At 67.9% G+C, this 25,487-nt stretch carries 20 protein-coding genes; 11 read left to right on the top strand and 9 right to left on the bottom strand.

Annotated elements, in window-relative coordinates:
* From ACETPF_RS05230 to ACETPF_RS05210, 5 genes are read left to right on the top strand one after another with little or no spacing between them, the layout of a single operon-like run.
* A complete protein-coding gene (locus ACETPF_RS05230) occupies positions 1–879 on the top strand; it encodes a hypothetical protein (protein ID WP_373933256.1) in 879 nt (292 codons plus the stop codon).
* Positions 876–2,960: a CaiB/BaiF CoA-transferase family protein gene (locus ACETPF_RS05225; protein ID WP_373933255.1), complete on the top strand. Its 2,085-nt coding sequence runs from the start codon at positions 876–878 to the stop codon at positions 2,958–2,960. The genes ACETPF_RS05230 and ACETPF_RS05225 overlap by 4 nt, the downstream gene beginning before the upstream one ends.
* Entirely contained in the window at positions 2,957–4,255 is a 1,299-nt protein-coding gene (locus tag ACETPF_RS05220; RefSeq protein ID WP_373933253.1) for a 2-hydroxyacyl-CoA dehydratase subunit D, read from the top strand. The genes ACETPF_RS05225 and ACETPF_RS05220 overlap by 4 nt, the downstream gene beginning before the upstream one ends.
* Positions 4,252–5,301 carry a TRAP transporter substrate-binding protein DctP gene (gene dctP, locus ACETPF_RS05215; protein ID WP_373933252.1) on the top strand — a complete coding sequence of 350 codons (1,050 nt, stop codon included), beginning with the start codon at positions 4,252–4,254 and terminating at the stop codon, positions 5,299–5,301. The genes ACETPF_RS05220 and dctP overlap by 4 nt, the downstream gene beginning before the upstream one ends.
* Positions 5,298–6,455, top strand: coding sequence for a CaiB/BaiF CoA transferase family protein (locus tag ACETPF_RS05210; RefSeq protein ID WP_373933251.1), 1,158 nt, complete (start codon positions 5,298–5,300; stop codon positions 6,453–6,455). Before dctP ends, ACETPF_RS05210 begins: the two co-directional genes overlap by 4 nt.
* Here the strand turns inward: ACETPF_RS05210 and ACETPF_RS05205 are convergent.
* Both ACETPF_RS05205 and ACETPF_RS05200 read right to left on the bottom strand, forming a co-directional pair.
* Positions 6,452–7,366: an alpha/beta hydrolase gene (locus ACETPF_RS05205; protein WP_373933250.1), complete on the bottom strand. Its 915-nt coding sequence runs from the start codon at positions 7,364–7,366 to the stop codon at positions 6,452–6,454. The two genes, ACETPF_RS05210 and ACETPF_RS05205, sit on opposite strands and share 4 nt — an antisense overlap.
* A 75-nt stretch (positions 7,367–7,441) precedes the next feature.
* Positions 7,442–8,440: a LacI family DNA-binding transcriptional regulator gene (locus tag ACETPF_RS05200; protein WP_373933249.1), complete on the bottom strand. Its 999-nt coding sequence runs from the start codon at positions 8,438–8,440 to the stop codon at positions 7,442–7,444.
* A 109-nt stretch (positions 8,441–8,549) separates the two neighbouring features.
* On the opposite strand from ACETPF_RS05200, the gene ACETPF_RS05195 reads away from it, so the two are divergent.
* Positions 8,550–9,002, top strand: coding sequence for a MarR family winged helix-turn-helix transcriptional regulator (locus ACETPF_RS05195; protein WP_373933248.1), 453 nt, complete (start codon positions 8,550–8,552; stop codon positions 9,000–9,002).
* Between the two features lie 6 nt (positions 9,003–9,008).
* Here the strand turns inward: ACETPF_RS05195 and ACETPF_RS05190 are convergent, their stop codons facing one another.
* From ACETPF_RS05190 to ACETPF_RS05165, 6 genes are read right to left on the bottom strand one after another with little or no spacing between them, the layout of a single operon-like run.
* The gene (locus ACETPF_RS05190) at positions 9,009–11,096 is read right to left on the bottom strand and encodes an acetate--CoA ligase family protein (protein ID WP_373933247.1); all 2,088 of its coding nucleotides are present in this window, start codon (positions 11,094–11,096) and stop codon (positions 9,009–9,011) included.
* 43 nt (positions 11,097–11,139) lie between these two features.
* Positions 11,140–11,976, bottom strand: coding sequence for a p-hydroxycinnamoyl CoA hydratase/lyase (locus ACETPF_RS05185; RefSeq protein WP_373933246.1), 837 nt, complete (start codon positions 11,974–11,976; stop codon positions 11,140–11,142).
* 34 nt (positions 11,977–12,010) lie between these two features.
* On the bottom strand, positions 12,011–12,544 hold the full coding sequence (locus tag ACETPF_RS05180; protein WP_373933245.1) for a DUF3237 domain-containing protein: 534 nt from the start codon (positions 12,542–12,544) through the stop codon (positions 12,011–12,013).
* Positions 12,545–12,552: 8 nt separating this feature from the next.
* Complete coding sequence (locus tag ACETPF_RS05175; RefSeq protein ID WP_373933244.1) at positions 12,553–13,974, bottom strand: aldehyde dehydrogenase; 1,422 nt, start codon at positions 13,972–13,974, stop codon at positions 12,553–12,555.
* A 31-nt stretch (positions 13,975–14,005) separates the two neighbouring features.
* Positions 14,006–15,421, bottom strand: coding sequence for an MmgE/PrpD family protein (locus tag ACETPF_RS05170; RefSeq protein WP_373933243.1), 1,416 nt, complete (start codon positions 15,419–15,421; stop codon positions 14,006–14,008).
* Positions 15,394–16,365 carry an alpha/beta hydrolase gene (locus ACETPF_RS05165; RefSeq protein ID WP_373933241.1) on the bottom strand — a complete coding sequence of 324 codons (972 nt, stop codon included), beginning with the start codon at positions 16,363–16,365 and terminating at the stop codon, positions 15,394–15,396. Before ACETPF_RS05165 ends, ACETPF_RS05170 begins: the two co-directional genes overlap by 28 nt.
* Before the next feature lie 248 nt (positions 16,366–16,613).
* On the opposite strand from ACETPF_RS05165, the gene ACETPF_RS05160 reads away from it, so the two are divergent.
* From ACETPF_RS05160 to ACETPF_RS05140, 5 genes are all read left to right on the top strand, one after another.
* Positions 16,614–17,792: a cytochrome P450 gene (locus tag ACETPF_RS05160; protein WP_373933240.1), complete on the top strand. Its 1,179-nt coding sequence runs from the start codon at positions 16,614–16,616 to the stop codon at positions 17,790–17,792.
* Positions 17,789–18,910: a CapA family protein gene (locus ACETPF_RS05155; RefSeq protein WP_373933239.1), complete on the top strand. Its 1,122-nt coding sequence runs from the start codon at positions 17,789–17,791 to the stop codon at positions 18,908–18,910. The genes ACETPF_RS05160 and ACETPF_RS05155 overlap by 4 nt, the downstream gene beginning before the upstream one ends.
* A complete protein-coding gene (locus ACETPF_RS05150) occupies positions 18,907–19,944 on the top strand; it encodes a hypothetical protein (protein WP_373933238.1) in 1,038 nt (345 codons plus the stop codon). The genes ACETPF_RS05155 and ACETPF_RS05150 overlap by 4 nt, the downstream gene beginning before the upstream one ends.
* A gap of 63 nt (positions 19,945–20,007) precedes the next feature.
* The gene (locus ACETPF_RS05145; protein WP_373933237.1) at positions 20,008–22,632 is read left to right on the top strand and encodes a TonB-dependent receptor plug domain-containing protein; all 2,625 of its coding nucleotides are present in this window, start codon (positions 20,008–20,010) and stop codon (positions 22,630–22,632) included.
* Positions 22,632–24,149, top strand: a complete 1,518-nt coding sequence (locus ACETPF_RS05140) for a tannase/feruloyl esterase family alpha/beta hydrolase (protein ID WP_373933236.1) — start codon at positions 22,632–22,634, stop codon at positions 24,147–24,149. Before ACETPF_RS05145 ends, ACETPF_RS05140 begins: the two co-directional genes overlap by 1 nt.
* A 1-nt stretch (position 24,150) precedes the next feature.
* Here ACETPF_RS05140 and ACETPF_RS05135 read toward each other — a convergent pair whose 3' ends face one another.
* Positions 24,151–25,455: an MFS transporter gene (locus tag ACETPF_RS05135; protein WP_373933235.1), complete on the bottom strand. Its 1,305-nt coding sequence runs from the start codon at positions 25,453–25,455 to the stop codon at positions 24,151–24,153.
* Positions 25,456–25,487 lie beyond the last annotated feature (32 nt).

Below are 25,487 nucleotides of genomic sequence, written 5' to 3'. Positions count from 1 at the left end.
ATGATCCTTTATGTCGGACCCGACCTTCCCCATGATCTTCTGGCCGCGACTGGACGCTGCGGCGGGCCGTTGCCCTGGCGGATCGATCGAGCCATGCCGGCGGCCGACAAGTGGCTGGAAAGCAAGTTTCCGCTGTGGGCGCGGTCGGTCCTTGAGGATTATTTGGACAGCGAGTTGGACAGCTGTGAGGCGGTTATTTTCTCGCGGGCTGACGATGCGGCGCAGCGGCTTTATTATTATCTCTGCGAGTTGCGGCGGCAGGGGGTGGTCAAGGGGCCGGAGCCGTCGATCTTCGACGCGGCGACGATCCCGAGGGCGAGCAGCGCGCGGCGGATGGCGGCGGCGGTGCGGGCGCTGGCGGAGCGGCTGGGCGTGGATGCGGCGGCATTGGCGCGGGGCATAAGGGAGACCAATGCGCGGCGGGCGGCTGTCTTGGCGGAACGGGCCGAGGGGCCGGTCTGCCTGATCGCGGGGACGCCGCCGCCGGATCGACGGTTGCACGCGATGATCGAGGCAACGGGCTGGCGCGCCGCCGGGGCGACTCTGGCGGAGAGCTGGGCGGCGCTGGGGCCGGCGGTGGACGAGGAGGGGGATCCCTTTGTCGCTATTGCGGCGCAATTGCATGATAACGTCCGGGGCAGTCGGGCTTTCCATGATCGGGCGGCGGCGCTGATCGCGGAGGTGCGTCGGATCGGCGCACGGCGGGTGCTGCTGTGGTTTGCCGAGGAGGATGAGGCGCGGCTCTGGGACTTGCCGGCGCAGCGCGCGGCGCTGGCGGCGGAAGGCATTCCGGCGCTGGTGATGACGCGGCGCGACTGGCGCGCGAACAGTGGCGAAGCAGAGGATATTGGACGATTTCTGGAAGGGGTTGCGGCATGAGGCCGCTTGAGGGTCATCGGGTCGCGGTGCTGGGCGGCATGATGGAGCGGCCGCTGGCGCGCTATCTGGCGTCGCTCGGCGCGGAACTGGGCGGGCCGGTCGAAGGCGCCTCCTTCGCCATCGACGATATCGGGCTGGAGGGGCTGAGCGACGTCGCCGTTCCCGAGACCGCCGTGCATGTGTCGGTCACGACCTTCGGGTCGGGCGGGCCGCGATCGGGCTGGAAGGGCGGCGAGTTCGTCGCCTCCGCCATGGGCGGCGCGCTGCGCGTGACGGGCGAGCCGGACCGGCCGCCGGTCAAGGAAGCAGGCGACGCCTGCACCTTCCACGCCGACATGGTCGCGGCGAGCGGGGCGATGGCAGCCCATTATGCGCGCGGGACGCATGGGAAAGGGCAGCATGTCGACGTGTCGATCCAGCAGGTCGCCTTCAGCCGCAACTTCAACGGTATCCTCTGCTGGCAATTTGACCGGCGCAAGCTGGCGCGGGTCGGCGGGGCGCTCGCCTATGGCAAGGCGACGGTGCGGGCGATCTGGCGTCTGGCCGACGGCTGGTGCTTTCATTCGCTGATGACCGGGCGGCTAGGCGCGCCGGCCAATCAGGCGCTGTCGGACTGGATGGACGAGGTGGGGGTGCCCAATCCGCTCCAGGGCACCGATTGGCTAAAATATAATCGCTCCACCCTCCCGGCCGAGACGCGGGCGCTGTGGGAGGCGGCGATCGCGGCTTTCTTCGCATCGCGCACCAAGGCGGAGATCGCGACCGAAGGCTTGCGGCGGGGGATCAATGCCTGCGTCGCCAATGAGCCGGCCGATGTGCTGGCCGACCCGCATCTGGCGGCGCGCGGCTTTTTCGATACGGCGTCGGGCCTGCCGGAGCGGTTCGCGGCGATCCGGGAAGGGGCGGGGGTCGCCGCGCCGGCGGTTCATACCGGCGATCGGCCGGGGCCGCTGGCGGGCGTCAAGGTGCTTGACTTCGCCTGGGCGCTGGTCGGGTCGATCACCACCAAGACGCTGGGCGACCTGGGCGCGGAGATCGTGAAGATCGAGAGCCGGACGCGGCCCGACCTTGCGCGGCTGGACGTTCAGGTTGCGGCCTCGAAGGCGGGCGAGTGGGACGACAAGCCCTGGTTCGCGCATTTGAACAGCTCCAAGCGCAGCCTGTCGCTCAATATGAAGAAGGCGGAGGCGCGAGAGCTGATCGATCCCCTGATCGAATGGGCGGACGTGGTGGTGGAGAATTTTTCGCCCGGCACGATGAAGAAGCTGGGGCTGGACTATGACGCGCTGGCCGCGCGCAATCCGGGGATCGTCATGGTATCGGGCAGCGTCTTTGGCCAGACCGGGCCGATGGCGCAGGAGTGGGGCGTGGACGGGACCGGCGGCGCGCTATCGGGGCGGACCTTCCTGACCGGCTATCCCGATCGCGATCCGGTGATCCCCGGCGCTGTGCCTTATGGCGACGTGATCGTGCCCTTTGTCATGGCCGGCACGGTGGCGGCGGCGCTCCAGCATCGGCGCGAGACCGGGCGGGGATGCCATATCGACGCCTCCATGTACGAAATCTGCGTGCAGCAGATGCGCGATACGCTCGCGGCGGCACGGCGCGGCGAGCTGCCGCGGCGGACGGGCAATGCCGATCCGGGCCTGTTCTTTCAGGATGTGCTCCCGGCCGCGGGGGAGGATCGCTGGGTGGCGATCAGCCTGTTCGGGCGGGACGATCGGGCGCGGCTGGAGGCGATTATCGGCCCGGACACTGCCGCCTGGACGGCGGCGCGTGAGGATCATGCCATTGCGGCGGAGCTACAGGCGGCGGGGATCGCCTGCGGCGTGGTGCAGGATAGCGAGGACATGATCGAGCGCGATCCGCAGCTTGCGGCACGCGGCGCGCTGGTGACGCTGGACCATCCGCTGCTCGGCCCCTTCGGCCATATCGCCACGCCGATCCGGTTTTCGCGCGACGCCTTCCAGCCCTATCGCGCGCCGCGCATGGGCGAGCATGTGCGGGAGATCGCCCGCGACCTGTGCGGCCTTTCGGACGCGCGCATCGCCGAGTTGGACGCGGCAGGAGTATTTGAATGAGCGACACCGTCACCGCGCCCTCGGGCCAGCGCAGCCGCAAGCATCTGGCCTGCACCGCCGCTGCATCCGCCTACCAGAAGCAGTTCGGCGCGGATCTGAAGCGCCGGGTGGTGGACGAGGGCGAACCCTTCGCCATCGTGCAGGCCGATACGCCGCACGAGATTTTCCATGTGATGGACATACCCATCATCACCAACCAGTGGTGGTCGGCCTATATTTCCGCCAAGCAGCTGTCGAACCGCTATTTCGAGGTGATGGCGCAGCATGGCTATCCCGAAAATGGCTGCAAATATTGCTCGCTTGGCCTCGCCTGCACGCTGGCGAACGACCCCGCGACCGCCCCCTGGGGCGGCCTTCCCAAGCCGACGGTGCTGGTCGCGCGGCTGACCTGCGACTGCATCCAGCATGTGTTCGGCCAATGGGCGAAGGCGCTGGGGACCGAATTCTTTCCGATGGAAGCGCCCGCGTGGGAGCATAAAGACCCGCGCTGGTTCGCGCATAGCCGGACCGACTGGCGGACGGTCTATGACGCCGATCGCATCGCGCTGATGGTCGAGGAGATGCGCGGCCTCATCACGCTTCTGGAGAACCGGACGGGGCGGCGGTTCGACGAGGCGAAGCTGCATCATCTGATGGAGCGGATAAACGAGCAGGAGGGCTATATCTGGGAGGCGGCGCAGGCGATCGGCACGGCGCGGCCCTGCCCGGTCTCGATCGCCGAGCAGATGCCCAACACGATGATCCCGCAATGGCATCGCGGCTCTGACTGGGCGGTCGCGCACGCGAAGCGCTTCCGCGACGAGGTAATGGAGCGGGTGGCGAACGGCGCGGGCGCGGCGGAACATGAGAAGCTGCGCCTCATGTGGATCGGCGCGGGGGTGTGGCACGATCCCGGCTTCTACCAGGCGCTGGAGGAAAGGCTGGGCGCGGTGTTCGTCTGGTCGATGTATATGCCCTTTGCCGGGCCGCAATATATTCGCGATTTGCAGGGCCAGCCGATGGACGCGCTGGCGAGCCGCATCTGTTCGATGAACGAGGTGCTGCACCTGCCGCCGTGGATGAACGGGTGGATGACGAGCGAGGCGGGCCGGTGCGGGATCGACGCCTGCATCGTGCTGCTGCCGCCGGACAATCGCCTGTCGCAATCGGGAACGAAGCTGACCGCCCTGTCGCTGGAGGCGGCGGGGGTGCCAGTGCTGTCGATCGACGCCGACATGGTGGACGCGAAATATTGGGACCATGAGCGGATGGTCGGCATGGTCGCGGACTTTCTGGTCGCGCGAGGGCTGGCGTGAGGTTTGCCGCGTTCCTTGGCCTGTTGCTGGTCGCCGCCTGTGCGCGGCCCGCGCCGCCGGGGGTGACCGAACTGACTTATGCGTCGCCCTACAGCCCCAATCATCCGTTCAGCAAGGCCGACCAGGCGTGGATGCAGTTCGTCGAGCAGCGATCGGGCGGGCGGCTGCGTATCCGGCCGAGCTGGTCGGGCGCGCTGTTGTCGTCCGACATGTCGATGGAGGAATTGCGCCACGGGGTCGCGGATGTGGGTCTCATCACCCCCATCTATGCGCGCGGGGGCACGCATCTGCTGCGTATCCAGACCGGCTTCTACAGCGGCGCGGACAGTATCGAGGCGCAGCTGGCGCTGTACCGCTGCATTGCGGGGGCCAATCCCGAGATCGGGCATGAGTTGGAGGGGCTGAAGGTGCTGGCGGTGCAGGGCGGGTCGCTGGCGGGAGTTGTCACGACCGGGCGGCCGGTGCGGAGCCTTGCCGATTTGCGCGGGCTGCGCCTGCGCGCGCCGACCGAATTGCTGACGGTGCTGGAATCGCTGGGGGCGGACCCGGTGAACATGCCCATGGCGGACGTCTATTCGGCGATGGCGAAGGGGGTGATCGACGGGGTGATCGCGCCGGGCGATACGTTCCGGTCGCTGCATTTCGCCGAGGTCGCGCGTTACTACAACAGGCTCGCCATCCCGCGCGGGGCCTATCCGGCGCGAGCGATGGGGGTCGAGCGGTGGAACCGGCTGACCCCGGAGCAGCGCGCGATCCTGACAGAATCGCAGGGCGTTTGGGAAGCGGCGCTTAGCCGCGAGATCGTCGCTGCCTTCGACAAGGGGATGGAAGAGGCGCGCAAGAGCGGCGTCGTCATCAGCGGCGTGGCCCCCGCCGAGCAGACGCGCTTCGATGCGCTCTACCTGCGCGATGCCGCCGCCAATGCGCGGGCGCTTGACCGGTTCGGAATCGACGGCATGGCGGCGTTCCGATCCGCGCGTGCTTCGGTACGCGGGAAGAACGACATTCAGTGCGCGCATCGCAATACCGCTTCGGAGAATTTATGACCCAGCCGCTCGCCGGCATCCGCATCGCCGACTTCAGCCATGTGATGGCCGGCCCCTATGCGTCCCACCTGTTGCAGCTGATGGGGGCGGAAGTGATCAAGATCGAATCGCCGCGCGGCGACGCGTTCCGATCCTACGGCGCGGACCGGCGCTATGACGGCCTGTCGCCCGCCTTCATGGCCGCCAATGCGGGCAAGAAGTCGATCGTGCTGGACCTGAAGGACGCCGCCGACCTGGACGTGGCGCGGCGGATCGTGGCGCGCAGCGACGTGCTGCTGGAAAATTTCCGGCCCGGCGTCATCGCCCGGCTGGGCCTGAGCTACGCGGCCGCCTGCGACCTGCGGCCCGACATCATCTATTGCTCCGTATCGGGCTATGGGCAGAAAAGCCCGCAGCGCGACTGGCCGGCGATCGACAATATCGTGCAGGCGACCAGCGGCATGATGATGCTGAGCGGCGAGGAGGGCGACCCGCCGGTGCGGGTGGGATTTCCGATCGTCGACACGCTGACCGGGCAGACGGCGGCGCTCGCCATCCTGTCCGCGCTGGTGCGGCGGATGCAGGGGGCGGGGGGGAGCTTCATCGACGTGTCGATGTTCGACGCGAGCCTTGCCTTCATGACATCGGCGCTGACGCCCTACCTGGTGACGGGGCAGGCCATGTCGCGCATGGGCAATACCGGCTATAGCGGCCTGCCCACCGCCTCGCTCTTCACCACGCTGGACGGGCGGCAGGTGTCGCTGGGCGTGGTGCAGCCCAACCAGTTCGACGCGCTCGCCCGCTATGTGGGGCGGCAGGACTGGCTGGAGAACCCGCTGTTCGCGACGCCCGAGGCGCGCCGCGCCAATTTCGACGCGATGAAGGTGGAGCTGGAAGCGGTCATGGCGACGCGCACGGCGCAGGAATGGGAAAGCGGCCTCAGCGCGGCGGGCATCCCGTGCGGCATGGTGCGCCGCGTGGACGAAGCGGCGGCGCTGGCGGGCGAGGACGCGCTGCTCTCCGTCATGGTGGAGGGCCTGCCCAACGATGCGCCCGTGCGCCTGCCCGGCACGGGATTCCATATGGAGCCGGGTCATGTCGCGACCGACGCCCCGCCGCGCCTCGACCAGCATCGCGACGAGATATTGGCCTGGCTGGACGAGGCGGCGCCTTAACGCTTGGCGGCGGGAAAGGTCCGGCCGAGCCAGGCCATGAAGCGGTCGAGCCAGAGCGACGACGGGAAGTCGAAGGCGGGCACTTCGTAGCTGTGCAGTTCGGCCGGTCGGTCGGCCCGCTTCCACATCGAAAAGAGCGCGACGAGGCCATCGGTGACCGCGCCATGGTTGCTGTCGGTAGCGAGGAACAGGGGCGGGGCGTCCGTCGGCACGGTCACATCCTGCAAGGCGGGGCCGTAGAGCGAGGCGATGAAGATCGGGCGGTCCGTCGGCGCTTGCGCCAGCAGCGTGCCGATCGCGACGCCGCCGCCGGCCGAGGTGCCCATAAGCCCGATACGCTGGGGATCGATGCGCCAATGCGCGGCATCCTGCCGGATCATCGCCATGGCGCGGCGCGTGTCGGCGACCGCCATTTCCAGCACCTGCGTCAGCTGGGCGTTGCCGGGGGCGGGGTTGGCGTTGGCGTTGCGGATGTCCATGCGCGGGAATTTGGGCGCGGGCATGGGATCGGCGCGCGGCGGGGTGGGCGTCGGTGGCGGCATTTGGAGAATGCGATATTTGAGGATGAAGGCGGCGATGCCGGCGTCGTTCAGCCGGCGGATGACGCTGTGCGTGTCCTTGTCCACGCCCAGAAGGCGCAGGCCGCCGCCCGGCAGGATGATGACGGCCATGCCATTGGCCTTGTCCCTGGCCGGCAGATAGGCGGTGAAGGAGGGCGCGCTGACGTTGAAATAGGTGGTGCCATCCGGGGTGTTGCGGGCTTCCTCCGGCAAGGTCCAGTTTTCGGAGCCGGGCGCGGGGCCGGCATAGAGGGGGCGCACCTCCTGCGCGGCAGCGCTTAACAGGGTGAGCCAGATCGCGCCCGCTCCTGCCAAAACAGCTGCCAGCCTATGCCGCGCCATCGCCCTCATCCGCTTGTCCTTTCTGCTGATTTGAGCAGAAAGTGCCGCCCCACCAGAATTCATGCAAGCGTTTTCATCGAGCTTTCAGGCGCTTTCGCGGGCGATGACGCGGAAATGCACGTCGATCGACGCTGGTTGTGGCGGATCGCCGGCGGCGCGGCCCTTGAGCACGCGGATCGCCTCGCGCGCGATGTGGCGGCCGTCGATATCGACCGAGGTGATGGTGGGGCGCATGTCGCCCGCCAGCCGCAGGTTGCCGAAGCCGATGACGGCCAGCTGATCGGGTACGCGCACCCCGGCACATTGCGCTTCCACGATCAGCCCCTGGGCGATCCAGTCGGAGCCGCAGACGACCACATCGGGCGGCGTCGCCAGATCCGCCATGCCGCGAAAGGCGAGCCGGCCCTGCCCGAAATGGCTGGGGACCGGCACGTCGATCTGGCTCGGCGCGATCCCCCCTTCGGCCGTCCATCGCTCGATGAAGCCGCTGGCGCGTTCCTGCGCGCGGGGCGATCGCGGGACGACCAGATGGGGCTGGCGATAGCCCCGGCTACGGAGGAAGTGGGCGATCTCATGCCCCACGGCGCGGTGGGAAAAGCCGATGGCGACGTCGATCGGATCGTCCGGCAGCGCCCAGGTCTCGATCACGGTCGCGGGCTGTTCGCGCAGCCGCCGCCGCGCATCCGCATCGGTCAATATGCCGGTCAGGATGATGGCGTCCACCCGGCGCGACAGCGCGGCGTTGATCTGCTGGTCAAGCAGACGGTTATCCGCCCCGGTCAGCGCCAGCATCACGCTGTTGCCGTCGGCGGCCAGTTCCTCGATCATCGCCTCGACCGTGTCGTTGAAGATCGATTGGGCGATTTCGGGCACCAGCACCGCGATCAGCCGCGACCGGCTGGAGGCCAGCGCCCCGGCATTGAGGTTGGGGAGATAGCCGGTTTCTTCCACCGCCTGCTGGATACGCCGCGCCGTCGCCGCCGCGACCATGCCGGGATTATTGAGGTAGCGCGATACGGTCGCTGCCGAAACGCCGGCCAGACGGGCCACTTCATCGAGCCGGGGAGCACGGGGCAATGCCATGGCGTCGCTATGCCGTATCGCGGCGGCGCTTGAAAGCCGTTTCATGGGGCCGGGCCGTCCATGCCGGCGCGGTTGACGGCGGAACGAAAAACTTGTTTGTCGGCGACACATGGCGCAGCAGATCGACGAAATAGGGCCTTTGGCGCCCCTCATGGGCTATCATCTTCGCCGGGCGTCGGGCGCGTTCGCGGCGGACTTTGCCGCGGCGGTCGAGGGCACGGGGATGCGGCAGGTGCTGGTCGGCGTGCTGGCGGTGGTATCGGGCAATCGCGGCATCAAACAGGGGGAAGTGGGCGCGATCCTGGGGATCAAGCGGGCGAACATGGTGTCGCTGATCACCGAACTGACCGAAGCGGGCTATCTGACGCGGGAGGCCAATCCGGCCGACAAGCGGGTGGTGGCGCTGCACATCACCGATGCCGGGCGAGCGATGCTGGACGAGTGCATCGCCCGCATCACCGCGCATGAGCAACGGATGCTCGCCGGCTTCACCGACGCGGAAAAGGCGACGCTGCTGGAGCTTCTCGGGCGGATCGAGCGGCGCGCGCCGACGGTCGCCTGACGCCGCCTATCGCGCCAGGATCAGCGCGTCGAGCGCAACCGCGCCTTCGCCCGCAGGATGGACGACAATCGGGTTGAGATCGATCTCGCGGATCGACGGGGTGCCGATCAGGACTTGGCCCAGCGTCCCGATCAGCCGCGCCACCGCGTCCACGTCCAGCGCGGGCGATCCGCGATAGCCGTCGAGCAGAGCGCCCTGCTTCAGCGCGCGCAATTCCGCCTTGATCGCGTCCCGGGTCAGGTCGGGCGGGAGCAGGCGAACGTCATGGAGCAGTTCGGCCGTTACGCCACCGAAGCCGACGAGAATGACCGGCCCCCAGTCGGGATCGGTGCGCGCGCCCACGATCAGTTCGACCCCGCGCTTGCCCATCGCCTCGACCTGAGCGCCGTCGAGCGCGATCGTGGGGTCATAGGCCGCGACATTGGCGTAGAGCCGCTCCCAGGCAGCGTCGAGCGCCGCGTCGTCGGTGATGTTGAGGATCACGCCGCCGGCGTCGCTCTTGTGGCTGAGGGCGGCGGCCTGCGCTTTCAGGGCGACCGGATAGCCGATCCGCGCGGCGATGGCTTTGGCTTCAGCCACATCGGCGGCGAAGCCACCGGCGGGAAAGGGGATGCCGACCGGCGCGAGCAGTTGCTTGGCGCGATATTCGGGAATGACGCCTGAGGGCAAGTTGAGCGTTATCGGCGCGGCGTCGCTGCGGGCGAAGTCGCGATCGGCGAGGCGGCCGAGATGCCGCAGCGCGCGGAAGGCACGATCGGGGCTGGGGAAATAGGCTACGCCGATCTCGCGCAGGCCCTTGATATACTCCGCCGGGACCGGCGCGCCATCGTCCAGCCCCGCGAAGATCACGGGCTTTTTGGGAGCGAGCGCCTTTACCGCGTCGATGATGGCGGGGAATTTGCGGGCGCTGGTGGCTTCATCGGTCTGGATGATGCCGAAGACCAAAGCGGCATAATTGTCGTCGGTCAGCAGCGGGATCAACGTGCGGCGGTAGAGGTCGGGATCGACCAGCGCCTGCGCCGTCAGGTCCATCGGGTTGGAGACAGGGATGAAATCGGGGATGGCGGCGCGCATCGCGGCGGCCGTCGCCCCGTCCATCGCCGGCAGGGGCAGGCCGATGCTTTCGGCGAGGTCCAGCGTCAGCGCCTTGAACGCGCCCGATTCGGTGAGGACTGCCGTGCCGCCCGCCTTCGGGACGCCGCAGCGCACGGCGAGTTCGATCACATCGCCCAGCGCCTCCAGGCTGTCGACCAGAATGACGCCGGCGCGCTCCACCTTCGCGCGCATCAGCTGCCAGTCGCCGGCCATCGCGCCGGTATGTGTGGCGGCGGATTCGCGCGCGGCGCTCGACGTGCCGGGGTGGAGGAGGACGATGGGCTTGCCCGACGCGCGCGCTTTGTCGGCCAGCGCGAGGAAGCGGGCGGGCTGGCGGAACTGCTCGACGATCATCGCGATCGCGGGTGTGGCGGGATCGTCCAGCAGATGCTCGAGATAATCCTCCACGCCCGAAGCGGCCTCGTTGCCGGTGGAGACCGAGAGGGTGATGCCGAGATCCTTGGCTATCAGGGTCGTGCCCAGCACCACCGCCATCGCGCCAGACTGGCTGACGATGCCGACCGCAGGCTTGCCCGTAAGGTCGAGCACGGGCGCTTCCACGAAGGTCAGCGGCACGCTGGCGGCATAATTGACCATCCCCAGGCAGTTGGGGCCTTCGACCACCATGTTGCTGTCGCGGGCGATGCGGGCGACCTTCGCCTGCGCCGCCAGTCCTTCCTCGCCGCCCTCGGCGAAGCCGGCGGAAAAGATGATCGCCGCGCCCACCCCGCGTTCGGCCAGCGCCCGGATCGCCGGCAGCACCGCCGGGCCGGGGATCGCCAGCACTGCCGCGTCGACGCCGTGGGGGAGGTCGTCGATGGACTTCAGGCACCGTCGCCCGTCGATCGCGTCGCGCTTCGGGTTGATGAGGTGGATCGCGCCCGCATAGCCGTGCCGGTCGAGGTTCCGCAGCACGCTGTTGCCGAGCGCGCCGGGCGTGGGCGATGCGCCCACGATGGCGACCGAGCGCGGGGTAAGGAGGCGGGAAAGGTCGGGCATGTCGTCTCTCTCTTGGCCCCTCCCCTAAAGGGGAGGGGCTTGATTACGCTTTCACCCGGTCCTTGTCATAGGCGCCAAGGCCCGGCTTGTAGCTCTTCTCGTCGATGAACTGGCGGATGCCTTCCTTGCGGCCCTGATTGTCGTAGCTGTTGGCGGCTTCCTGCGCGCGGACCAGATAATCCTCGGCATCGTCATAGCTCATCACGCCGACGCGCTTCATCGCGTCCTTGGTGGCTTTGAGCGCCACCGGGTTTTTCCTGAGAAGCACCTGCGCCACTTCAGTCACCCGGTCCTTGAGCTGCGCCAGGGGCAGCGCCTCGTTGACCAGGCCCCATTCGACCGCGGTCTTGCCGTCGATATTCTCGCCCATCATCGCGTGATACATGGCCTTGCGGAACGGCATGAGTTCCTGCGCCACCTTGGTCGCGCCGCCGCCCGGCAGGATGCCCCAGTTGATTTCCGAGAGGCCGAACGTCGCTTCCTCCGCCGCAAAGGCGAGGTCGCAGGCGAAGAGCGGGCCGTAGCCGCCGCCGAAACACCAGCCATTGACCATCGCGATCGTCGGCTTCTGATACCAGCGCAGCCGCCGCCACCAGCCATAGCTTTCGCGCTGCGCCTTGCGCGTGCCGGCCAGTCCCTGCGCTTCGGTCTCGCGGAAATATTCCTTGAGGTCCATGCCGGCGGTCCAGGACGCGCCTTCGCCCGACAGCACCAGCACGCCGACATCGTCGCGAAATTCGAGGGCGTCCAGCACTTCCATCATGTCGCGGTTGAGCGTGGGGCTCATCGCGTTGCGCTTGTCGGGGCGATTGAACCGCACCCATGCGATGCCGTCTTCGACATCATAGGCGACGACGCCGTTGCTGCTGAGTTCACTCATGGTCTTGTCCTTGGGCTGGGGGCGCTCGCGCGCCTCATTCGACGATGTAGAAATCGATGATGACATGGTCGGGCATCCGCACGCCGCGACCGACGAAGACCTTGCCCCGCAGCCAGGCATGGGGGCCGGGCGGGGGATCGAAGCGGGTGCTGGTGCGGAAATAATAGCGGCCGGGATCGACCCGCTCTCCCTTCGCCAGCTTCTCGGTGATCTCGGGCGTCGCGACGCGGACGCCTTCATTGTGGATGCCGATGACCGCGCCGTCGGCCGCCTTCAGGAAATAGCGTGCCTCGACGCGGGTCAGGCCGCCGGGGAAGATGGTCTGCCAGTCGCCCCCGCCCGGCAGCACCGCGCCGGTGAGGCGCGGGCCGGCGATCGTGCCGCCGGTGATCGGCACGAAGCGCTTGCGCCCGCCGTCGATCTCGCCCTGCTCGATCGGGGCGGCAACCTCGACCCGTGCCGAGAAGGCGTAAGCGAGGGTTGGCGCGGGGGCGGCAGGCCCTTGCGCCTGCGCGCTTCCAGCCACCGCCAGCGCGGCGATCGTCGAGGAGAGGGCGGTGCGGGTCATGGCGGGCCTCAGATCGGATAATGGCCGGGTTCGGTCTCGATCGTGATCCACCGCAATTCGGTGAAGCTGTCGATCCCGGCCTTGCCACCGAAGCGGCCATAGCCCGACGCCTTGACCCCGCCGAATGGCATCTGCGCCTCGTCGTGTACGGTCGGGCCGTTGACATGGCAGATGCCCGACTTGACCTGCCGCGCGACCTTCAACCCGCGCGCCGTGTCGCGGGTGAAGACCGACGCGGACAGGCCATAATCGGTGTCATTGGCAAGCGCGATCGCATGGGCTTCGTCGCGCGCGCGGATCACGCCGACGACCGGACCGAAGCTTTCGTCGCGGAACAGCTTCATGTCGGGGGTCACGCGGTCGATAACATGCGCGGGCATCAGCACGCCGTCCGCCGCGCCGCCCGTCACCTGGGTCGCCCCGGCGGCAAGCGCGTCGGCGATGAGCGATTGGACATGATCGACCGTCTTGCGGTCGACCACCGCGCCCAGCGGCGTCTTGCCTTCGCGGGGATCGCCGACCGCCATCGATCCGACCTTCGCGCCGAACTTCGCGACGAAGGCGTCGGCGACAGCATCGACCACGATGATCCGCTCGGTCGACATGCAGATTTGCCCCTGGTTCATGAACGCACCGAAGGCGGCGGCCTTGACCGCTTCGTCGAGGTCCGCGTCCTCCAATATGATCAGCGGTGCCTTGCCCCCCAACTCCAGCAGCGCGGGCTTCAGATGCCCGGCGGCGCGCTGCGCGATGATGCGGCCGACGGCGGTCGATCCGGTGAAGTTGATGCGCTTGACCGCAGGATGGTCGATCAGCGCGCCGACGATCTCGGCGGCGTCGGCGGGCGCGTTGGTGACGATCGACACCGCGCCCTTGGGCAGCGCTTCGTCGAACGCTTCGGCGATCAGGCTGTGGGTGCGGGGGCATAGCTCGCTGGCTTTGAGGACCACCGTGTTGCCGCAGGCGAGCGGCACGGCGACGGCGCGGACGCCGAGGATGATCGGCGCGTTCCAAGGGGCGATGCCGAGCAGCACGCCCACCGGCTCGCGGATCGCCATGGCGATGCAGCCGGGCTTGTCGGACGGGATGACCTCGCCGCCGATCTGGGTGGTGAGGGCGGCGGCTTCACGCACCATGCCGACCGCCAGCATCAGGTTGAAGCGCGCCCAGCCCTCGGTCGCGCCGATCTCGCCCATCATCGCGTCGACGAACTGGTCGGCCTTGGCCGCGAGCGCATCGGCGGCCTGATTGAGCGCGGCGCGGCGGGCATTGGGGCCGAGCGCCGACCAGGCGGGGAAAGCGGCGGCGGCCGCTTCGACGGCGGCATTGGCGTCTTCAGTGCTGAAGGCGCGCGCGGTGGTGGCGATAGCGCCGGTGACGGGGTTCAGGCGATCGAAGGTGGCGGGTGCCGGGGGTGCGATGGTAGCCATGCCTCTCTCCTTTATTGTTATGCGATATAACTTAAATCGCGGTCGCGCAAGCCGGATGTTGCAGCAGGCCGTGCGCTGGGTTGTTGGCCGGAAAACCCAATATGTGTGCGGCAAGCGCCTCCGCTTCCGGCCCGGCAATGGGTGTCGCGGCATGAGCGGCGCACCGGGCGAATTTGGCGATCAGGTCCGAATCGGTCATCGGCCGGTCGGGATGGCCCGCTGCCTGCGACACGGTGTGTGTAAACATCGTGCCGTCGCGCAGATGGATCGTCAGCGATCCGCTCGCCGCCTGCGCGCGGCCCCAGCCGGGGTTGCGCCACTCGACCACGCGCGCGGCGACGGCGCGCACTTGCGGATCGTCCAGCGCTTCCAACGAAAAGCTGTCCAGCGTCACCACGCCATGAACCAGCGCCACGCCTACCGTCCACGGAATCGAGAATTTGGCTTCGACAGGGCGGGTCGGCGCGGCCTTTATGTCAAGGGGCCGGATCAGCATTTCCTGGATCGGCCCGGTCTCCGCCTCGATCCGGTCGATCGCGGCGCGGTCGATCCGGTCGCGCAGTGCCAGCGCCGCCTCGATATAGGGATGGGTGCCGCGACAGGCGGGCCAGGGTTTGAAGCTGACCTCCGCGCCGAGGAAGCGCTCCCCCAGCCCGTTGGTCAAGGCCGCGCCAGGCGCGCCGCCGCCATAGACCTCGAAAAAGCCTGCCTTGCCCTCCAGTGGCGCATCGAAGCCGCGCGCGCCGGCTTCGGCCAGCAGCGCCGCCTCTACGCTGGCGCGGGCGACGAAGGCTTCGCGCATTCCCCGCATCGGCGAGGTGGGATCATATTTGATGATGCCGGGAAAGGCGCCCTGCACCAGCGCCAGCCCCATGGCCTGCCGCACCCCGTCCGCGTCGAGGCCCAGCAGGCGGGCGCAGGCCGCCGCGCTGGCGATCAGGTTGACGAGCGGGGGCGGATACCAGCCCCCTTCCTCATAGGGGCGGGCGGGGGCGAGCGACAGGCGGCAGGCGAGGTCGCCGCCGGCCGCCAGCGCGGTCAGCAACGTTCCGACATCGATCTCCGGCCGCGTGTCGGCCAGAGCCAGCAGCGCGGGCACCAGCGCCGCATGCGGATGCGCCGGCCCGGCGTCGAACGTGTCGCCATAGTCCAGCGCATGAGCGAGCGCGCCATTGGCGAGCGCGGCGAGGGGCGGGGTGCTGCGCGCGTCGGTGCCGATCAGCCGGGCGGGGCCGGGCGTGGCGGCGGCATGGGCACGGTAGGGGAGGGCATCGTCGCTGAGGCCGCTTGCGCCCAGCATCACGCCGATCGCGTCCAGCAGTGCGCGCCGCGTGGCATGGTGTGTCGCCGGTAGCACGGCGTCCAAGGTAAGGCCGGCCATATGCGCCGCGATCCGGCGCGACAGGCCGGCCTCCGCCGTCACAGCCCCTTGCGCTGGATGCGCCATTTGGCGTCGGTGCAGAGGCCGCAATCCGCGCCCTTGAACAGGTGGCCGGCTGTCTCGTCGCCACGCAGTTGCCAGTTCAGCCAGGCGACGGTGAAGCGCGCGACATCGCCGCCATTCTCTTCGCCGAAGGTGCCGCCATGGCCGACGTCGCCATCGACCAGAACGGCCGGTACATGGTCGATGCGGGCGAAATCGTCGGTGCCGTTGGGCCAGGCGATGTCGCCCTTTCCGCCCAGCACGTAGAGGACGGGGGTGTGAATGCCGCGCAGCATGGATTTGTCGACCACCAGCCCCTGGATCGGATTGGTGCCATCGGTGAAGACGCCGCTATTGTTGACGATGACGGTCCTGATGCGCGGATCGGGCGCGACCTGGATCGCCTGGAGCCCGCCGCAGCTATGCCCCGCGACCGCGACCTGGGCGGGGTCGATCAGTCCTTTGTAAGGGCTGCCGGCGCGGGCGTTTTCCGCGAGGATCCAGTCCAGGCCCTTCGTCACATCCTGCGCGGTGGTGGCGACGGGGGGCAGGCGGCGGGGCGTGCCTTCGGGCTGGCGGGGAGCGGGCGGGGTGGCCGAAGGCTCAGCGCCCGGCCCGCTGCGGATGCGGCCCGGTGCGATCACGACATAGCCGTGCGACGCGATTTCGGCGAGGTGGAAGCGCGCGCTCGCCCCGTCGGCGGCGCATCCGCCATTGCCCCAGAGCAACACGCCGAGCTTCTTGCCGCCGAGCGCGGCGAGATTGGCGGGGCGATAGACGACATGGTCGGGGAGGCCGGGGACCATTTCCTTGAGCGCGGGATAGGCGCCGGTGCCGGGCGTATCGGGGCGGTTGGCGTCGGCCGCGCGCCGTTCCGCTTCGGCGGTGGGCCGGGGTTGCTGCTGCGCCGCCGCGGCCAAAGGCAAGGCTCCCGTGATCATCGCCAGCGCGATCAGGCTTGTCCGCATCCATCATCTCCCGTTTGGTTATGTCGTAAAACTACATCGGCCCGTGCGGGACACAAGCGTTTTCATTGGAGGCCGCCCGCAGCCCCGGATTTGCGCCGCCACTATCCCGCTTGTTTCCGCGCCGGGAATACAGACAGAAGCGGCTAAGTGCGCTGGATTTCAACCATATAAATGGGGGCGGGAACCATACGGAGAATACCGTCAGAAAAGCAGTTGCAAGCGCTTTCAAATCCTCTTAGAAATTAGTTATGGCACATGACTATGATCCGACCCTGCCGGAAACGTTCGACAGTCCCTATGCCGACTATGCGGCGCTGCGGGCGGGATGTCCGGTGGCGCACAGCGACAGCTGGGGCGGCTTCTGGGCGCTGACCCGGCATGAGGATGTCGCCATGGCGGCGGCCGACTGGCAGACCTTCGTCACGTCGCGGCAGAATGTCATTCCCAAGGTCGCCTTCACCGGACGGCGGCCGCCGCTGCACCTCGACCCGCCCGAACATACGCCCTATCGCCGCGCTCTCGCACCGTTGCTGACCGAGCGGAAGGTGGCGCGGCTGGAGCCGGTGATCCGCACCATCTGCCAGGATTTGCTTGGCCCCATGATTGCGGCGGGGGGCGGTGACATCGTCGCGGACTATTCCGCGCATATCCCGATCGCGGTGTTCGCCCACTGGATGAACCTGCCTGCCGACGCCGTCGCGGAACTGACCCGCGTGGGCCAGCGCTACAATATCGCAGTCCAGTCCAACGATATCGACGCGACCAAGGAGTCGAGCCTGCTGCTCTACGACATGGCGCGCGATATCGTGGCGGATCGCAAGGCCAATCCGATGCCGGCGGACGAGGACGCGACCAGCGCGCTGCTGGCGACGCGGGTCGATGGCGCGCCGCTGCCCGAGGAGATGATCGTCGGCACCATCCGCCAAGTGCTGGTGGTCGGCATCATCGCCCCGAGCGTCATGATCGGGTCGATCGCCGTCCATCTGGGCCGTGATCGCGCGTTGCAGGACCAATTGCGCGCGAACCGTTCGCTGGTGCCGGCCGCGATCGAGGAATTTCTGCGCCTTTACACCCCCTATCGCGGCTTTGCGCGGACGGCGGTGGAGGATGTGACGGTGCGCGGGAAGGTGATCCCGAAGGACGATCCGATCGCGCTGGTCTATGCGTCCGCCAATCGCGATGAAAGCGTGTTCGAGGATGCGGACAGCTTCCGGATCGACCGGCCGAACATGAAGGATTCGCTGGCTTTCGGGCGCGGGCCGCATATGTGCGTCGGCGCGGCGCTCGCCCGGCTGGAGCTTCAGGTCGCGCTCGACATGCTGCTGTCCGCGCCGCCCTTCGTGCTGGCAGGCGAACCGCGCCAGACCCGCTTCCCCGAAATCGGCGCGCTGTCGGTGCCGGTGCGGTTCGAGGGACCGACGGCATGACCCATATCGTGCTGGCCGCCGGCGATCTTGCGCCCGATCGCAACGATTATGACGAAAGCTATGTCGCGACCCGCGACGTGCTGCGCGCCGCCGACATCGCTTTCGGCCAGCTCGAAACCAGCTTTGCAGCCAAGGGCGTGCGCCTGCCCCAGGCGCGCCATGCGGTGCTGGCCCGGCCCGAGGGCGCGGATGCGCTGGCGCGGGCGGGGTTCGACATCATCTCGATGGCCGGCAACCATGTGCTCGACTGGGGCAATGACGCCTTTTTCGAGACCAAGGCCAATCTGGAGCGCGCCGGCTTGAAAGTGGTGGGCGCGGGCGCGAACATCGTCGAAGCGCGCCGGCCCGTCATCACCGTGCTGGGCGACGGCACGCGGGTCGCGATGCTCGCTTATTCGAGCATCCTGCCGCACAGTTATTGGGCCGACGAGCGCCGTCCCGGCTGCGCGCCGATGCGCGCGCATACGCTCTACGAGCAGATCGAGCATGACCAGCCAGGCACGCCCGCGCGCATCCATAGCTACCCCCATCGCGAGGATTTGGCCGCGCTGGAGGAGGATATCCGCGCCGCCAAGCAACAGGCGGATGTGGTGTTGGTATCGCTCCACTGGGGCATCCATTTCGTGCGCGCGTCCATCGCCGACTATCAGCGCGATGTCGCCCGCGCCGCCATCGCCGCCGGGGCCGACGCGATCCTCGGCGGGCACGCCCATATCCTCAAGGGCTGCGAGCTGCTCGACGGCAAGCCGGTCTATTATTCGCTCTGCAATTTCGCGACCGACCTGCGGATGGACCCGATCCATGCCGCATCGCGCAGTTTCAACGAAATCCGGGTGCTTGCCGAGGAATGGGAGCCGGATTTCCAGAGCCTCTATAATTTCCCCAAAGCGTCGCGCCTGTCGATGGTCGCGCGGCTGGAAATTGCGGGAGGGCGGATCGTCCGTAGCGGTTTCCTGCCGCTCTATATCGACCGCGACGCCGTGCCCCGCTTCGTCGAGCCGGGCAGCGCGCGCCATGCCGAAGTGGTCGATTATATGAGCGCCGTCACGCAGGAAGCGGGCCTCAACGCGCGCTATCACACGGGTGAGGCGATGGTCGAGCTGGAGGCAGCGGCATGAGCAAGGCCGCCGCATCGGCTTTCCCGCTGGAGGGCTATGTGGCCCTCTATCTGCTCGCCTATCTGCCCAACGTCATCATCACCAAGCTGGTGACGAGCACGCCGCATCCGGGGCTAGGCCGGCCGCTGACGGGGCTGGAGACGTTGCCCGCGTCGCTCATCATTAGCACTCTGCTCACCTATCTCTTCATCTGGGGATCGGGCTGGCATCGCGACGCGCATGGCGTGATGATCCTGGGGCGGCGGGTGCCGGTGCCGACGCGCTGGACGCTGCTGTCGGGGATCGGCACCGCGCTGGTGCTGTTCACCGTACCCCTGTCCTTCACTTTCCAGGGGGTCAGCATCCCCTTCATCCAGCTGCTGATGCGCGGCGACATATTGCTGATCGCGCCGCTGGTCGATCTGGCGTTCGGGCGGCGGGTGCGTTGGTGGAGCTGGGTCGCGCTGGCCCTGGTGATGCTGGCGCTGATCATAACGCTCAGCGATCGGGGCGGGCTGCATCTTCCGCCGCTCGCCATACTGACCGTCATTCTCTACACGCTGGGCTATTTCATCCGCCTCGCCGTCATGACCAAAGTGTCGAAGTCGGGCGATCCCGCGTCGGTGCGGCGCTATTTCGTCGAGGAGAAGGTGTTCGCGCTGCCGCTGTCGGTCGCGATTCTGGCCGCCATTTCAGCGTCAGGCATCGGCGGCCAGTCGGGCGAACTGGGCTGGGGCTTCGTCGAGGTCTGGACCGACCCGGTGATCTGGCCGCTGCTGGGCATCGGCCTCACCCTGACGATCGTCTCGGTGTTCGCCATCATCATCCTGCTCGACCCGCGCGAGAACGCCTATTGCGTGCCGCTGGAGCGCGCGGCGAGCCTGATCGCCGGGGTCGGCGGGGCGCTGATCCTGTCCTGGGTCTGGGGGCTGAAGACACCCCGCCCGGCCGAACTGGTGGGCGCCGCCATATTGATCGGCGCGATCGTGCTGCTGTCGCTCGCGCCGCGCTTCGCCGACCGACCGGCCCGTGCCGCCCGCGCGGAGACAAGCTAAGATTTCAACACGCACGCCCTCGAACCGCATGACAAGGCGGGATGGGCCAAAGGAGAGGGAAATATGAAGAGGTTCGTCACCCGTCCGGCGAGCAAATGGCTCGCCTGTTCCGCCCTTGGCAGCCTGGCGATGGGGATCGCCGTGCCGGCTGCGGCGCAGGATGCGGCGGCAGCGCCCACGACCGAGGACATCATCGTCACCGGCAGCCGCATTCGCGGCATCGACCCGGTGGGATCGAATGTGATCGCGATCGATTCGCAGAAAATTCTCGAAGAGCCGGTCGTCTCCACCAACGACCTGCTGCGCCGCGTGCCGCAGGTCGTCTCGCTGGGCGCGAACCGCGCGGGCGGCACGGCACAGAACGGCGCGGCGAACGCCACGCGCGGCGCGGGCATCAACCTGCGCGGCCTGTCGACCAACGCGACGCTGCTGCTGTATAACGGCAAGCGCCTGCCGCCGCAGGGGACGCAGGGCCAGTTCACCGATCCGTCCGCCATCCCCTCGATCGCGCTCAGCCGGATCGAGGTGGTCGCCGACGGCACCTCCGCCGTCTATGGGTCGGACGCGGTCGCGGGCGTCGTCAACTTCATCCTGCGCAAGGATTTCAACGGGCTAGAGGCGCGCGCTCGCGCCGGCTTCACCGAAGAAGGCTATAATGAGCAGCAGATTTCGCTGCTCGCCGGCCGCAAATGGTCGACCGGCTGGATCATGGCCGCGGGCGAATATGCCCGGAACAACAACCTCATGGGATCGGACCTCGATTTCTATCGGCAGGATAATCGCGACCGGGGCGGGCGCGACCTTCGCAGCATGAACTGCGCGCCGGGCACGCTGACCGCCGGAGGGCGGACCTATGCGATACCGGCTGGTGGGGTCACGGCCGCCAATGTCGGAGCGCTCGTCCCCGGCACCAGCAACCGCTGCGAATTCCGCGACATCGAGCAGGTGATCCCGGAGCAGGAGCGCTGGAGCGTGGTCGCGGCGGCGAGCCAGGACATCACCGATGGCATCCGCCTGTTCGCCGACGGCTTCTGGTCGCGGCGCAGCGGCACATTGCTGTTCAATTCGACCGTCAACGCGACGGTGCCGCGCACCAATCCCTTCTTCGTCTCGCCGGTAGCGGGCGCGCAGTCGGTGACGGTGCAGACCAATTTCCTGGGTGATCTCGGCACGCTGCCCAACCCCTATCGCGCCAGCACCTGGAACCTCAGCGGCGGGGTGGAGGCCGACCTGTTCGGCGACTTCAAGGGCACGGTCTATTACGCCTATGGCAAATCGAGCGAAGTGGCCGATCGCCGCCGGTCGGGCGTCAACGGCGCGGCGCTCAACGCGGCGCTGGCCGACACCAACCCGGCGACCGCGCTCAACGTGTTCGGCGGGCCGAACAATCCCGCCACGCTGGCGCGCATCACCGACAATTATTTCGTCATCACCGGCCGCACGCGGCTGGAGGTGCTGAACGGCCAGATGGACGGCACGCTCTTCACCCTGCCGGGCGGCAATGTCCGCATCGCGATCGGCGCGGAGCATCGGGTCGAATATACCTATACCGACCTGTTCATCGGCCAGTCGACCGCCGCCAACCATGTGACCGACGATGGCAGTCGAAACGTCGACGCGATCTTCACCGAATTGTTCGTGCCCCTGGTGGGCAGCGGCAATGGCGGGCCGGGTCTGGAGCGGCTGTCGCTCAGCATCGCCGCCCGGCATGAGAATTACAGCGATTTCGGCAGCACCACCAATCCCAAGATCGGCGTCACCTATTCGCCTTGGGAAGGGCTGGTGCTCAAGGGCACATATGGCACATCCTTCCGCGCGCCGACCTTCACCGAAGTATCGACCGTGGGCGGCGGAGCGGGACTTTATTTCGACACGCTGCCCGGTCCCAACGGCAATCTTCAGGGCATCGGCATCGCCGGCGGCAATCCCGACCTGACGCCGGAGAAGGCGACCACCTGGTCCCTCGGCGTGGAGGTGACGCCGCCCAAGATCCCGGGGTTCACCGCCTCGCTCAATTATTTCCGCATCGACTATCGCGACCAGATCCAGGCGCTGCGCGGTACGCCGGGGCTGCTGACCAACCCGATCTACGCGCCCTTCGTGCAGTTCAATCCGACCCGCGCGGAGGTCGATGCGCTGATCGCATCGGGCCTGCCGATCAACGCGCAGATCAACCCGGCGCTCGTCACCTACATCCAGGACGGGCGGCGGCAGAATCTGGGCACGTCGCTGATGCGCGGGCTGGATTTCGCGGCCAGCTATCGCTGGAACTGGGGCGGGGTGGAACTCGACAGCAGCATCCAGGGCACCTATCTGCTCGATTATCGGTTCGAGGCGGTGCCGGGCGCGGGGCTTCGGAATGTGCTCGACACGTTCGGCTTCACCCAGAAGTTCCGCACCCAGGCGGACATCGGCGCGAAGATCGGCGGGCTGCGCTCGCGCCTGACCTGGAACCATCTTGCCGGTTATGTGAACAATACGGTGACGCCGGTGCAGCAGGTCAGCAATTACGACACGTTCGACCTGCTGCTGGGCTATGACGTCACGAAGAATGTCACTTTGTCGTTCGACGTGCGGAACCTGTTCAACGAAGACCCGCCCTTCGTGAATACGACCAACGGCTATGACCCGCAGTCGGCCAACCCGATCCCGCGCATGTTCGCGCTGACCGCGCTGGTCAAATTCTGATGGCGGCGGCGATCGCTGCCGCGCTGGCGGGGTGTGCGGCGCTGTCTGGCGCGCATCCGCGCGGCGTGGTCGTGCGCGCGACGCCGATCGAAGAGAAGGGGTGGATCGCCCCGACCGAGCAGAAGGGCTATCGCCCCGAGCCGTTGTCGCGCCCCTTCTGCCGGGTCGAAGGGACGATCGAGGGTAATATCGGGTTCGAGCTGTGGTTGCCCGCCGAGTGGAACGGGCGGCTGCTGGGGGCCGGCGTGGGCGGCGACGCCGGCATCTATAACTATGTCGACATGAGCCGCCGCATCGCCGAGGGCTTCGCCACTGTCACCACCGACAGCGGGCACAAGGCGACGCAGGCGCGCTGGATGGCCGACAGCAAGGCGCGCGTCGATTACGAGCATCGCGCCGTCCACCTGACCGCGACGGCGGCCAAGGTGCTCGCGGCGCGCTTCTACGGTCGCGATGTGGACCGCAGCTATTTCGTGGGCTGTTCGGGGGGCGGCCGGCAGGCGCTCAAGGAAATGCAGAACTACCCTGCCGACTATGACGGGGTGATCGCCGGCGCGCCCGGCCCCTACATGCCACTGCAATCGGTGCGGATGCTCTGGTTCGCGCTGGCGCAGAAGGGCAAGCCCGACGCGGCGCCGACCGATGCCGACTGGTCACTTTATGAGAAGGCGGCCGTCGCGGCCTGCGACGGCGACGATGGGGTAAAGGATGGCATCATTTCCAGCCCGCTCGCCTGCCGGTTCAAGCCCAAGGCGCTGCTCTGCAAGCCCGGTCAGGCGGACGGCTGCCTCACAGCGCCCAAGTTGGCGATGCTGGCAAGCATCGTCGCGCCGATGCGGGACGAGAAGGGGTGGTTGATGGACGACGGCCTCTTCCCCGGCGTGCGGACGCGCCCCGGCCCGCCATCGCCGCTGCTGCGCGCGATGTGGGCGGACGGGGTCTATAACGACCCGGACTGGAACGAGGAGAGCTTCCGACAAGCGCGCGATCTGGCGCAGGCCAATCGCGTCATGCCCGAACTGCGCGCCGACAGGGTCTCCATCGCGCCGTTCGTGCGGCGCGGCGGCAAGACGATCCTGTGGCAAGGCTGGGCCGACCCGTCGACCAATGCCGGGCCGACGATCGACTATTATGCCGCGCTCGCCCGCGCGCAGGGCGGGGTGGACGCGCTCGGCCAATCGGTGCGGCTGTTCATGGCGCCGGGCGTCTATCATTGCGGCGGGGGGGCGGGCGCGGACCAGGTCGGCGGATCGGGCCAGCGCACTGTGCCGGGCGATGCGTCGCGCGACATGCTCTGGGCGCTGATCGGCTGGGTGGAGAAGGGCAAGGCGCCCGCATCGCTTGTCGCCGCGAAGATCGAGGACGGGCGCGAGGCGTTCACGCGCAAGCTCTGCCCCTATCCGCAGGCGGCGCGGTACGATGGCAAGGGACCGACGAAGGACGCCACTTCCTATCAATGCGTCGCCGATCCGGCGTTGCGCGCCTATATGAAGCGGACATCTCTGGTGGGTTCCTGACTCACGCCGCGACCGACCGGCGCAGCGCAAACAGGGTGAGCGCTGCGACCAGCGACCCCAGCCCCATCAGGATGGCCACTGTCTGCAACCCATGGCCTGCCGCGAACAGGAAACCGGCAAGGGCAGGGGCGAGCGCCGATCCGCCGCGCCCGACGCCGATCACGAACCCCGTGGCCGTCGCCCGCACCTGGGTCGGGAACGCCTGGGCAATGAGGGCATATAGACCGACCACGCCGGCATTGGTGGCGAAGCCCGCGAGCGCCGCGATGGTGGAGAGAGCGGTCAGGTCCGCCTGGCCCCGGCCGAACAGGATGACCAGCAGGGTCGAGAGCAGCATCGCGAAGGCGGTCAGCGGCAGCAGCCGGATGCGCCCGCTCATCAGCCCCAGCAGCACCGATCCGGTCGCGCCGCCGACGCTCGCCCACACCAGCACGCCGGCGGCCTGTGGCGCGGGAAAGCCCATATCGACCACGATCTTGGGAATCCATTTGAGGATAAAATAGAAGGTCATGATGTGGGCGAGATAGGCGATCGTCAGCGCCAGTGTGGGGCGAAGCAGATCGGGGCCGAACAGCGCCGCCATCGGCAGCTTGCGGTGGACGGGTTCGGCGGAGGGCAGCGCATCGACTGGCGGGCGGCCCATGCGCGCCAGGATCGCGTTGATCCGGGGCAGCGCATCGGGAGGTCGCCTGTGCATCAGGAAAGCGACCGACTCGGGCACGCGCCACAGCACCAGCGGGATGAAGAGCACCGAACAGACTGCGCCGAACAGGAACACGGCGCGCCAGTCATAATGCGCCAGCAGCAGCGCCGATATCGATCCGCCCACGATCGTGCCGACCGGATAACCGCCCGCCATCAGCACCACAGCCAAGGATCGGCGTGTCGCGTTGGACGCTTCGGCGACGGCGGCGTTGGTGGCCGCGAGCATCCCGCCGATGCCGATCCCGGTGAGCAGCCGCCAGCCGGACAGGATCATCACCGACGACGCGGTCGCTGCGCCCAGCATACCGGCGGTCATGATGCCGAGGCACAGCAGGATGGTCGCCCGCCGCCCTGCCCGGTCGGCGACCCCGCCGAGCAGTAGCGACCCAGCCGCCATGCCCACCAGTTCCATCGACAGGACGAGGCCGAGCGCCGCCCGGTCTATGCCCCATGCCTGCGCGATGCCCGGCGAGGCAAAGCTGATCGACAGCACGTCGAACCCGTCGAGCGCGTTGAGGCCCACCATGACCGCGACGACGCCCCACTGGAAGCGTGACATAGGCTGTTGATCGATCAGGTCACGCGGGTCGGTCGCGGCCATGTCCTGCTCCAGAAATCGTTATGTTGTAGAAC

Source organism: Sphingobium agrisoli (assembly GCF_041877245.1).
Lineage (GTDB): Bacteria > Pseudomonadota > Alphaproteobacteria > Sphingomonadales > Sphingomonadaceae > Sphingobium.
Note: the sequence above shows the minus strand (reverse complement) of the source record. Positions and strands in the feature narration are given on the sequence as shown.